The following is an 11,408-nucleotide window of genomic DNA, read 5'->3' on the forward strand; positions in this document are numbered from 1 at the left end:
ATATGACTAAGAAAATCTTTTTGACCGCCTTGTGCGCAGTGGCTCTTTGTCCGGCCTTCGCACAGACTTCCGATACGGAAGAAAAGGTGGAGTACAGCACGGACAAGTACAAGGTGGAAACCAACCGTTTCTGGGACAACTGGTTCATCAGCGTGGGTGCCGGTGGGCAGGTATATTTTGGCGACCATGACAAGCAAATAGACTTCGGCGACCGCATTGCCCCGGCACTGGATATTGCCATCGGCAAGTGGTTCACTCCGGGAATCGGTGTCCGCTTCATGTACAGCGGACTGAAAAGCAAGGGTGCCACACGTGATGACTGGGAATGCGACATCACCCACGGGACAGGCAAACATGTGCCCGGATGGGCCGGCGTGCCGGGCGACGACCTCCAGTATTCCAAATACAAGATGGGCAACCTCCACGCCGATGTGCTCTTCAATGTCCTGAACCTCTTTGGCGGATATAATGAGAACCGCAAATGGGATCTCAGTCCTTATGCCGGCCTCGGCTGGGCACGTGTCTATGACTCTCCATCTTCCAAGGAGGTGAGCGCCAACCTCGGTATCCTGACTTCCTGGCACTTCTGCGATGCGCTGGCCCTGAACCTTGATGTGCGCGGCATGTTCGTCAACGACCGTTTCGACGGTGAGGGCGGCGGCCGTTTCGGTGAGGGGAACCTTTCCGCCACCATCGGCCTGACGTACAAGTTCAAGCAACGCGGCTGGGACCGCAGCAAGACCGTTTACCGTTACAATTACGGTGACCTGGAAAGCATGCGCCGGAAACTGAACGACATGAGCGTGGAGAACGACCGCTTGAAGAAAGCCCTTGCCGATGGCGACAGGCAGAAGGCACAGACCATCGTGAAGAAGATTGCCGCCGCCAACCTCGTCACCTTCAAGATCAACAAGACAAAGCTGAGCAACGAGGCGCGCGCCGACTTGGGTCTGCTGGCCGAAATCATCAAGTCGGGCGATCCGGAAACCGTATATACCATCACCGGTTATGCCGATGCGGGAACGGGCAGCAGCAAGGGCAACGAACGCCTGAGCAAGGAACGCGCTGAGAACGTTTACAACTGCCTGGTGAAAGAGTTCGGCGTCAGCGAGAAACAGCTCCGTATCGACTACAAGGGCGGTGTGGACAACATGTTCTACAACGACCCGCGTTTGAGCCGTGCGGTTATCACACGTGGGGAATAAAACATTTGTTCATATAGGAACTTGTCCGATTCCGGTCAGCCGTCAGGCAGGGCGAAAGCCCTGACGCGGATTTCCATACACAAGACCGGATTTCAGACAGGCCGCATATTTCCGTTTCCCGGCCGGAAAACAAATATAGCCGGGGAAGTAAAAAGATGTTAAAGCCTATGTCCTTTGTGAAAAGCACATGGGTTACCCCATGTTCATTTTCCGGAGGAGTCCGGCGGAATGGACCTAAAAATGTTAGAAGAGACCTTCCCCGTCCTTTGTGAAAAGCGCGGGGATTGTAAGGAAGGCGGAAGACTCTGTCTTCCTTACATTTCTATTTGTCAGAAAAAAAATTATTAACCTGTCAATTGTCATTCCGGAAGGATTTCTTGACATGGTATTATGAATTATGATCTGAATACAAACCATCTGTTATACAATTATGATGAATATATGCACTTTTTTATGTTTCATGGCGTGCGCCTTTGTACTCGCTGCCTGCTCCGACTCCGACGAGGATGTTATCGTGCAGGGCGGTTTGACCGGAAACTGGTACAGCACCGAGAACGGAACGATTTATACCGTTGAATTTCACAAGGAAGGGACAGGGGAGTTGGTGACTTACACCTACTCGTCAATACCAGATGTGACCGGATATCATACGGGATGGACGGTGGAAGGCATGTCGTTCTAATACACGCTCGTAGAGAATCTGCTTACCATGAAACTCGCAGTAGGGGAAGTGCTTGTCGCGGTGGCAGGCATTACGGGCAACAGCATGTCGCTCACCGATGGTGATTCCGCCGTCATGCTTACCCGGTACGATGGAGGCGAGGAAAAAATCAACGAGCTGAGAAAGGAGGTGGAAAACAATTGTGATGTATTAGAACCGGCTCCGATCTATCCCAACGAGGAAGAAAGTTTCTGGGAAGAGGAAAGCTGTGCAAAATGCAATCCTTGGCATTTACAGCAACTTACGGAGTTATGAGTACAGGCAGTTGCTGCTGGAGAAGATAAGGCTTACGGGGAAAGACTTTGATGAACACCCTGCGTCCGTCATTACTCCGTATGACAGTCATGTGGCCGATGTGTGGAGTGCGGCCTACCTTGTCATCAGCAACGCCAATATGGTGATAAATGCCTTGAAGCCTTTGACGGCTCCTATGAGCGTACCGCTTACATCAACGAGGCGAAAGCCTTGAGATGCATGGTCTATTACAACCTGTCACAACTGTGGGGCAGTGTGCCTTACATTACGGTGCCCGCCACTTCCAACAATTACGATGAAATCCTGCATTCCCCCGTACGGTCACCGCAAGACCTTTGTTGGGGACTGCTCAATGAACTGCAAGACATCACCCGTTTGCCCGAAGGCGGGTGGCGCATCACTATGGAGACCGTCAAGGCCCTCCGTGCCGAAATCGCTTTGAGCCTGGGCTACAATGACGAGGCGGGATACCTGCTTCGCGACTGTCAGTCCGATTTCAGCATTGCGGTCGAGGAATCGTCCGAGCCCGAAATGTACCGCGTTTTCGGTGAAAGCCTTGCGAACTATACACCCGCGAAAACCGCCCTGCTGCTCAAAGAGGCCGGTATGGAGGACACTGCGGACAAGTCGGCCCTGCCGGACGAATGGAAAACGCGGAAGCAAGACTGGGGCTATTGGATCATGTTGAAACGGACCGGGCAGGCACAGGCCGTGGCCGGATGCGAAGCCTACGAGCTTCTCATGCCTTTTCCGCAATCCGAAATAAACCTTTTGCCCGCGCTTACGCAAAATCCGGGATATTGACAACAGGGAAGTGCGGCACAAGACATGGACAATTCCGCCCTGTAGGAACTGTATGAACCATGAATACGACACACTGTCAGAACAATATATACCCCTGGCGGGTTCATACCACAGCCGTGGAATGTGGTATTTCCGGCTGTACGAATTAAATCCGCTATCATTTGTTTGTTTTGTTTGCTTATCCATATCCGGGCCAGGCGTGGTTCGGATATGGATATTTGGAATACCGTATTTATCGGAATTCATACCGCGGCTGTCCGTCATCGGGAGGCGGCGTATCATCCGGATAAGGAATTATATACGAAGGGAAGCGGGCATGCGTGCCATAATTTCATCTCAACATCCAACCAGTTTGATATGGCAGTCGGACTGCACGCATAGCAATGATGCCGCCTCCCCGTCGGCAGGGAAGCCGGGATAAGCCCCGGACTTCCCTGCTTTTGTTTTATACCTGCGCGATCGGCCCCGTTCCCGGCCATCCCGCAGTCTCACGTAGGCGTCACTTGCCGGGGGAGCCCACCGGATGCATCCTGATAACGGCGTTACAGAGCCGTGCCGTCTGTTCCTGGTGGGTGATAATGATGAGGGTCTTGCCTTGAATGGTATGTGAAAGCCGTTCCAGCAGCGTCCGTTCGGTATCGGAATCCAGCGAGGAGGTGGGCTCGTCCAGCAGGACGATGTTACCGGGGCGGAGCAGTCCGCGCGCGATGGCTATGCGTTGCGCCTGCCCCTCACTTATGCCCGTTCCCATCTCGCCGCAGGGGGTGTCCAGTCCTTGCGGCAGTTCCCGTACAAAATCGGCCGCCGCCGTATGCAACGCTTCCCGCATCTGCCCGTCGGTAGCTTCGGGATTGCCCAACAGCAGGTTGTCGCGCAATGTGCCGCTGACGAGCGTATTCCCCTGCGGGACATACACGAAATTCCCCCGTGTGAGTGGAGAAACGGGCACGGGCCGGGTCTTGTCATACAGCGTGATGTTTCCCCCGTCGGGCTGCAACAAGGCCAGTATCAGCCGTACCAGCGTACTCTTCCCGCTGCCGGTCTCCCCGAGCACGGCGGTCAGGCTCCCCGGCTTGAAATCGTATGTGAAATGTTCCAGCACCTTACGTCTGCCGCCGGGATAGGTAAAAGTAACATTCTCCACACGGACACCAGCCTTGCCACCCAGGATGACAGGCTCGCCCTGTTCCTCCAGCGGCATGGAGTTGAGCTCGTCTATCCTCTCCACGGAAGTCAGTGCGCCGATAAACACCGGAACCTGCCGGGCCAGCTCCACGACAGGGCGTTGTACCTGCGCCACCAGTTGCAGGAAGGCGGCCAGCGTGCCGAATGTTACCGTACCGGTGTCCAGCCCGTATATTCCCCATGCGAAAGCGGTCACATAGCCGAGGGCGAACCCCGCCTGCACCATGATACTTGAAAAGATGGAAAATGAGTTGCGCCGCATCACCAGCCGTTTCAGCCCCGACTGGAGTGAGGACATCGTGTCCGCTGCCACCGGGGTGCATTCCAGGACGGAAATCAGGGTGCGGTGCTGCAGGTTCTCCTGCAGATGGCTTTGCACACGGCTGTCCGTCGCCCGTATCTCACGTGTCAGACGCCGCATCCGCTTCATGTAGAGCTTGCTGCACAGCAACGCCAACGGCATGATAAGCAGGATGACGACAGCCATCCGCCGGTCGAGACAGAACAGGAACAGCGCGGCGCCGGCCAGTTGGAACAGCGTGGTTCCGACCAAGGGGATGGAACCCGCCAGCAGGTCCGTCACGGTACGGACATCCTCCTCCATGCGGTTGAGCATATCGCCGGAATGGAATGTCTCGCGACCGTTCCACCGGCTTTTCAGGATATGTTCGAGCAGATCCTGCCGCAGTCTGTTGCGCAGGCTGATCTCCGTGTGCGCATAGAGACGGCTGACAAGTGCGGACAGCAGCAGTTGCAGGACGATGCATCCCGCCATGGCCGCCAGTCCCAGGATGATGTTCCCGTCCGCCTGATGGGTGGCGGTATCTATCAGGTGCTTGCAGAACCAGACGAACGTGAGGGACACGCCGATGCGAACTGTCCCGGCAAGAATACCCGCCAGAATGGGGGAGCGATATCCCCGTGAGGCGTTCCACAGCCATTCCGCTCCTTCTTTCATACTCATTCCCGCCTTCATATCCATACCCGTCTGTATATGTACAGCAAATACCGGCGGATAGGGAGCAGCCTGCCCCATATCTTCGCCTTGCACCGTTCACCCCCTGCGTCGCAGTCCACATAACGGCCGTTACGGATAATTCTTGTGACAACTCCCGTTATATCGGGAAACCGACAACTTTCCGTTTCCTTTAGATTCCCGTCGCCCATTAGGACAATCTCCGCGCCATGGATGCGGACGATACGGTGCAGCACATACCGGCTGTCGGGCAGGTGTGCCAGGGCGATTTGCCAGACCTGTAACGCCTGTATCCCGGAGGGACGCCGTACAAGCACACTGTCACGCCCTCCGACAATGAAGGGGAGCATGCTGTTTCCCGTAGCCTTCAGCATGACCGACCGTCCGTCGGCCAGCATGTTCTCCACCTCCCCAAGCAATGAGGCGTTGGGGAGCAGAAGCCTGTCGGCATGGGCATGATTGAATGTATCGTCTGTCTTCATTTTCATACTGCAAAAATAGTGAAAATAAACGGAAATAAGCGGCCGCAAACAGCCTTTTTGTAGGGCATCGAACAGAAAAAAGGAAAGAGAGTCTGTTGGTAAACGTCCCAAGTGATAATATAGGTGAAGCTATCAAATTATATGATGAAGCGACTCTGGAGCATGGAATGGGTAACGGTTTAACGGCGTAACGCGCTGTTAAACCGTCTGGTTTTCGTTTACCCAAAAGACAACTTGCTGTCCGCAGGAGCGGACCACGTATCTCCAATAATTATTGTGTATCAGACTATTGCGTGGCTATTTTCCTGTGATTTGTTGGGCATTTCCATCAGATATTAGCCGGCTGTTCTCCCCATTAAAGGGTAGATATCTCTTCATAACCATGTGACTTACGCCCATAATTCGAGAATAAGGAGGCGCATATACGGGAAATCTGCCCTTTAATGCCCTATTGTCCAAGCGTAAGGGCAGAGCCGCCAAAGATGAGCGATTTCGGAGAATCTTACGGTCGGAATTCAGCCGTGAAAGAGCTACCCGCCTGGAAGGAAGTTTTGAAACGCAGAAACAACATTATTCACTGGCCAGGATAAAAGCCAGAAACAGGAAAACGGAAGTACTTTGAGTTTTCTTTGGGATACATACAGCCAATGCGGTATGTATGATAGAAAAGGTCGAAAAGAAAAAAAAAGAAGGCAGCATAATCTGACTAAAATAAGAGGAAAAGAGGAGAGGTTTTAACTTCCCCTAAAAAATATATGTACATAATGCATGGGTGGGAAGAAAAAATAAGAATATGTAAATAATGTTCTATGAAAAAGATAGAAGACTGGGAGAATTGAACGAAAAAATCAAGAGAAAAGCTCACGTAAAGTAAAACTTTTTTCTTAATTTAGAAGAAAGAGGAACATTTACTGAATATCCATAAATAGAGTTAGAGTATGGATGGGGTAATTACAAAACAATCAGAAGAATATATTATGATAATGAGGATGCTTAGAAAATGCTCAAAGGAAATTCTTGAATTTCAGAATTTGCAGGTTCCTGTAGCTAATGAGGTTTATATGACTGGTGAGCAGGTATGTAGTATGTTACATATATCAAGCAGGACTTTGCAAAAGTTGCAGGATGAAAAGGGGATAGCTTATACTGTTATAGGTGGCAAGTTCCTTTATCCTCTTTCCAAATTGCAATCGGTATTGGAAAAAAATTATAGAAGTTATCTTCGTTAAATCAAGTGATGAATTTGTATTTATACTGCTTTTTTCGTATATTTGCAAAAGTAAGTAAAAGTGTAACAGGAAGAAAGTTGCAGCATATATGCGGTGAATTATGCGGTGTCATAGGAATTGAGGATTTATGTAAGATGCTGATAATGAGTAAGGAACCTTAAAGTTAATCGTTCCCTGTCTCTCCGCTGAACTAACCGGACAAAACCGGACAAAGAACAGCCAAGTCCCACAAATTCAACGATTTGTGGGACTTTTTTTATCCCTTTATGTCTGCCCTACCGGACATCATTTAGACCCTAAAAGACAAAGTTAGTAACCTAACTCATACCCCCGACAACTAAAAGTTCAAAAGGGGTACACTTAGTCCGAAATTGGCGAACTTCTGTCGCTATTTGGCGAACCTGTATAAACTTCACTTTGAGTTAATTACCGTAGTTTTGTAACCTAAAAAAGTGAGTTTATGAAGAGTACATTTTCCGTTCTTTTCTTTGTGAAAAAGGACAAGCAAAAAATCAATGGCAGTTACCCTATTTTTGTCCGCATCACGATTGATGGTGTGGCAAGCCGTTTTAATTCCAAACTGGACGTTCAACCCAAACTTTGGGACGGTAAGGCAGGCAAAGCCGCCGGACGTTCTGCGGAAGCTACCCGTATCAACCGATTGCTGGATGATATAAACGCATCCCTTAATACCATCTATCACGAATTGCAAAGGCGTGACAATTATGTTACCGCCGAAAAGGTGAAGAATGAATTTTTAGGGCATAGCGAAAACCACGATACCATCCTTAACCTTTTCCAAAAGCACAATGACGATGTGAAACAGTTGGTCGGCATATCCAAAACGATTGCCACTTATCGCAAATATGAAGTGACCCGCCGCCATCTTGCCGAGTTCATCCAAAGCAAATATAACCTGTCGGATATTTCTATAAAGGAAATAACCCCGATGTTCATTACTGACTTCGAGTTATATTTGCGTACCACCTGTAAATGTGGTTATAATACGACTGCCAAGTTCATGCAGTTCTTCAAACGCATTATCTTGATAGCCCGTAATAACGGCATCTTGGTAGGCGACCCGTTCGCCAACTATAAAATACGTTTGGAGAAAGTGGATAGAGGGTATTTGACAGAGGACGAAATAAAAATCATCCTCAAAAAGAAGATGGTTTCCGAGCGATTGGAACAGGTGCGTGATGTTTTTATCTTTTCCTGTTTCAGTGGTTTGGCTTATGTGGATGTTGCAAACTTAAAGGAAGATAATATCCGCAAGTCCTTTGACGGTAATTTATGGATAATTACAAAGCGTCAGAAAACGAATACAGACGTGAATGTTCCTTTGCTGGATATTCCTAAAATGATATTGGAAAAATACAAAGGTAAATTGCCGAATGGAAAGGTACTTCCCATTATCAGCAATCAAAAACTTAATGCGTATTTGAAAGAAATAGCGGACGTGTGTGGGATTAAAAAGAACTTGACATTTCACCTTGCAAGGCACACATTTGCCACCACGACTACTCTTGCTAAAGGTGTACCCATTGAAACAGTCAGCAAGATGTTGGGGCACACCAATATAGAAACGACACAGATATACGCCCGCATTACCAATAACAAGATAAGTAACGATATGCAGGGGCTTGACAAGAAGTTTGTCGGCATTGAAAAAATCTACAAAGAAGTATCAATGAAATAGTAGTATAGGGGACTTGTCACAAGTTGTGATAAGCCCCCCCATGCTTTTAATTACTCACCATTAAATAATAACATTATGGACTTACAAATCATTCAGAGCAAGATTTATGAAATCAGAGGTTGCCGGGTTATGCTCGATAGTGACCTTGCGGCACTTTATCAGGTGGAAACAAAAGCCTTGAAACAGGCTGTCAAACGTAATATTGAACGTTTTCCAAGTGATTTTATGTTTGAACTGACAAAGGAAGAAGTGGAATGTTTAAGGTCACAAATTGTGACCTTAAAGAATAATCCCGATGAAACGGAAGAAGAAACCAGTTCAAAACGTGGTAAACATACTAAATATTTGCCCTATGTTTTCACGCAAGAGGGGGTAGCCGCCTTGTCCGGTGTGCTACGCAGCCCTATTGCCATACAGGTGAATATTTCCATCATGCGGGCATTTGTAGCCTTGCGTCAAATGATAACAGGTTATCAGGAACTACTAAAGCGCATTGAAGAACTGGAAGAAAGTACGGATGCACAATTCAGCGAAATATACCAAGCACTTACCCAGTTACTAAGCAAGCCCGAACCGAAGCCACGCAAACCGATAGGATATAGAACCTATGACGAATAACGGTTTAAGGTATTCAGTTGTCTAAGGGGTGTCACCAGCGATACCCCTTTTTCAGTTTCCTAAAGTAATGTATCTCAATCACAAATTTTAGCAAAGTTACAGCCCGGCGGGGACAAATACCAAATCCGAGCCGTTCCGGTTTTCTAAAAAATCTCCACACCTATGGGTCGTATTTTTTGAAAAGATATGCTTGAAGTCCCCGCCAAACTGTGGGTGTCCGGCAAAATTTCTTATTGTTTAATTTAAAATTCAAGTGTTATGAAAACAACAGAATTTACCATGCCGGAAATCACTATCTCTTATAAAGACAATGTAAAAGCATCCGAAAGAATAAAAATACTCTCATCCGAAACGTCCTACTCTTACCTGAAACCGTTCTATGCGGAATGTATGGAACACCACGAAGAAAGTTATGTAATGTTCCTTAACCGGGCAAACAAGGCTTTAGGCGTTTCCCTGATTTCCAAAGGAGGGATGGCTGAAACTGTAATGGACGTGAAAATCATCCTGCAAACCGCCTTGAAAGTCCATGCTTCGGGGATTATCCTCTCACATAACCACCCATCGGGCAACCTACGTCCGAGCGAACCGGACAAGCAAATCACCTCAAAAATAAAAGAAGCCTGCAAGGTATTGGATTTACACTTGTTAGACCATATCATCCTGACAGAAGAAAGCTATTACAGTTTTACAGACGAGGGGCTTATCTAAGCCCTTTTTTTTACTCTCTCATTACCCAGTACAAAAAGCCTGATGGCTTTTGTTTCTATCCTCTCAAACAAGAGAAAAATTTTCCCTAAAACTGATTGGAACATTGTCAAAGGTATATCCGTGCCTGTTACTGTTCAAATTATTTTTTAGAAATCTCCACACCTGCGGGTAGTATTTCATAAATAATAATTTGCCCTGTACCATTCCCGAACCTTTGAAAAGACAATGTTCCCATTCAGTTAAAGGAAAAATTTATGTGGTGGGCGACCAGCGATGTAAACAATTAAAATACAAAAGTCATGGAAGCAGTAACATTATCAGAAGCAAGAGTTTATGTAGGTACGTATGCCAAGTATAACAGTGGTTCACTTTTCGGCAAGTGGTTAGACCTTTCCGACTATTCGGATAAGGACGAATTTTTAGAAGCGTGCCGGGAACTGCATAAGGACGAGCAAGAGCCGGAATTTATGTTTCAGGACATCGAGGACATACCCGAAGCCCTGATTTCCGAAAGTTGGCTTTCTGATAAGTTCTTTGAGCTACGGGATGCCATCGAAAAACTAAGCGAAACCGAGCAGGAAGCGTTTTTCGTATGGTGCGACCATCACAACAGCGATATAAGCGAAGAAGATGCGGACGACCTTGTTTCTTCCTTTGAGGACGAATATCAGGGAGAATATAAAGACGAGGAAGATTACGCCTATGAAATCGTAGAGGAATGTTACGAACTGCCGGAGTTCGCAAAGACCTACTTTGATTATTCGGCTTTTGCCCGTGACTTGTTTATGACTGATTACTGGATGGATAACGGTTTTGTTTTCCGTTGTGCCTGATTACTAATCGGGTGGAGCAATCCACCCGCAACACACAAAGACAATGAAAGTATATAATAACATAAAGACCGTTTTAAGGTGGGTAATACTGGCTTTTATTATCTATCAGGTAGCCACCAGCACCACCGGAGCATGGATAGTCCTAATCATAGGCTTTTATATAGTCCGGTTCTTTCTCTGGCTGTTTATCTCCGCCGTTTACCTGTTGTGTATGGCTTTTATTTTCATTGTACTGCTTTCGCTTTTGATTATCTGACAACTCATTTTAAATTATAACGATATGGAAACTTTAAACAAAAACGGGGTAAGCATTACCCAAACACCGGGAGAGGAAAAATATGTAAAATGCTGTTTAGGCGCATTCATGAAAAAGGGTTTATAGTATTAGACTTATCGCGTTCCAAAGAAAACAATTTAGGTATTTGCTAAGATGCTTAAAAACTGCAAAGAATAATAGGACATAGAAATCCAGTTAAACTACTTTCATTTATGAGTAGAAACTAAATTGAAAGTTCGTAAATGATTTAGGCATCTATAAAAATTGGAAGAACTCTACCTCTATTATAAGAACTTTAGTAAAGAAAGCATTCTATAATGGCTGGAAACTCTGTAAAAAGTACTATTTTTCTTTATGTAAACATTCTCTATTGATTAAAATCACTATCTTTACGAAATAAAATATCAGTAAAG

General features: G+C 47.2%; 14 protein-coding genes and 2 pseudogenes. 14 read left to right on the forward strand and 2 right to left on the reverse strand.

What is annotated here, in order from left to right; translation table 11 throughout:
* Window positions 1-2: 2 nt before the first annotated feature.
* From NXV01_RS13190 to NXV01_RS13215, 6 genes are all read left to right on the forward strand, one after another.
* Window positions 3-1,205, forward strand: coding sequence for an OmpA family protein (locus NXV01_RS13190; RefSeq protein ID WP_015532630.1), 1,203 nt, complete (start codon window positions 3-5; stop codon window positions 1,203-1,205).
* 430 nt (window positions 1,206-1,635) lie between these two features.
* Entirely contained in the window at window positions 1,636-1,887 is a 252-nt protein-coding gene (locus tag NXV01_RS13195; RefSeq protein ID WP_009039940.1) for a hypothetical protein, read from the forward strand.
* A gap of 27 nt (window positions 1,888-1,914) precedes the next feature.
* On the forward strand, window positions 1,915-2,181 hold the full coding sequence (locus tag NXV01_RS13200; RefSeq protein WP_015532628.1) for a hypothetical protein: 267 nt from the start codon (window positions 1,915-1,917) through the stop codon (window positions 2,179-2,181).
* Window positions 2,135-2,395: a hypothetical protein gene (locus NXV01_RS13205; protein ID WP_192912722.1), complete on the forward strand. Its 261-nt coding sequence runs from the start codon at window positions 2,135-2,137 to the stop codon at window positions 2,393-2,395. The genes NXV01_RS13200 and NXV01_RS13205 overlap by 47 nt, the downstream gene beginning before the upstream one ends.
* Window positions 2,396-2,400: 5 nt before the next feature.
* The gene (locus NXV01_RS13210) at window positions 2,401-2,985 is read left to right on the forward strand and encodes a RagB/SusD family nutrient uptake outer membrane protein (RefSeq protein ID WP_055235376.1); all 585 of its coding nucleotides are present in this window, start codon (window positions 2,401-2,403) and stop codon (window positions 2,983-2,985) included.
* A 210-nt stretch (window positions 2,986-3,195) separates the two neighbouring features.
* Complete coding sequence (locus NXV01_RS13215) at window positions 3,196-3,366, forward strand: hypothetical protein (RefSeq protein ID WP_015532627.1); 171 nt, start codon at window positions 3,196-3,198, stop codon at window positions 3,364-3,366.
* 118 nt (window positions 3,367-3,484) lie between these two features.
* On the opposite strand, the gene NXV01_RS13220 is transcribed toward NXV01_RS13215, so the two are convergent.
* Together NXV01_RS13220 and NXV01_RS13225 are read right to left on the reverse strand one after the other, a co-directional pair.
* Window positions 3,485-5,152 (reverse strand): ABC transporter ATP-binding protein, encoded by a 1,668-nt coding sequence (locus NXV01_RS13220; RefSeq protein ID WP_032851328.1) that lies wholly within the window; start codon window positions 5,150-5,152, stop codon window positions 3,485-3,487.
* A complete protein-coding gene (locus NXV01_RS13225) occupies window positions 5,143-5,496 on the reverse strand; it encodes a hypothetical protein (RefSeq protein ID WP_225629875.1) in 354 nt (117 codons plus the stop codon). Before NXV01_RS13225 ends, NXV01_RS13220 begins: the two co-directional genes overlap by 10 nt.
* Before the next feature lie 592 nt (window positions 5,497-6,088).
* On the opposite strand from NXV01_RS13225, the pseudogene NXV01_RS25895 reads away from it, so the two are divergent.
* From NXV01_RS25895 to NXV01_RS13260, 8 genes and pseudogenes are all read left to right on the forward strand, one after another.
* Window positions 6,089-6,334: pseudogene (locus tag NXV01_RS25895) on the forward strand (DDE transposase); the annotation flags it as partial.
* A gap of 232 nt (window positions 6,335-6,566) precedes the next feature.
* A complete protein-coding gene (locus NXV01_RS13230) occupies window positions 6,567-6,857 on the forward strand; it encodes a helix-turn-helix domain-containing protein (RefSeq protein ID WP_009039935.1) in 291 nt (96 codons plus the stop codon).
* 460 nt (window positions 6,858-7,317) lie between these two features.
* Entirely contained in the window at window positions 7,318-8,556 is a 1,239-nt protein-coding gene (locus NXV01_RS13235; RefSeq protein WP_259022607.1) for a site-specific integrase, read from the forward strand.
* Between the two features lie 75 nt (window positions 8,557-8,631).
* Window positions 8,632-9,174, forward strand: a complete 543-nt coding sequence (locus NXV01_RS13240; protein WP_117885440.1) for an ORF6N domain-containing protein — start codon at window positions 8,632-8,634, stop codon at window positions 9,172-9,174.
* Window positions 9,175-9,432: 258 nt separating this feature from the next.
* Window positions 9,433-9,885 (forward strand): RadC family protein, encoded by a 453-nt coding sequence (locus tag NXV01_RS13245; RefSeq protein WP_132039839.1) that lies wholly within the window; start codon window positions 9,433-9,435, stop codon window positions 9,883-9,885.
* A 299-nt stretch (window positions 9,886-10,184) separates the two neighbouring features.
* Window positions 10,185-10,718 (forward strand): antirestriction protein ArdA, encoded by a 534-nt coding sequence (locus tag NXV01_RS13250; RefSeq protein WP_259022613.1) that lies wholly within the window; start codon window positions 10,185-10,187, stop codon window positions 10,716-10,718.
* 43 nt (window positions 10,719-10,761) lie between these two features.
* Window positions 10,762-10,974: a hypothetical protein gene (locus tag NXV01_RS13255; protein WP_057318695.1), complete on the forward strand. Its 213-nt coding sequence runs from the start codon at window positions 10,762-10,764 to the stop codon at window positions 10,972-10,974.
* Window positions 10,975-10,998: 24 nt separating this feature from the next.
* Window positions 10,999-11,082 (forward strand): annotated as a pseudogene (locus tag NXV01_RS13260) (DUF3873 family protein); the annotation flags it as partial.
* Between the last annotated feature and the right edge of the window lie 326 nt (window positions 11,083-11,408).

This window comes from Bacteroides sp. BFG-606, from assembly GCF_024788145.1.
Classification (GTDB): Bacteria; Bacteroidota; Bacteroidia; order Bacteroidales; family Bacteroidaceae; genus Bacteroides; species Bacteroides vicugnae.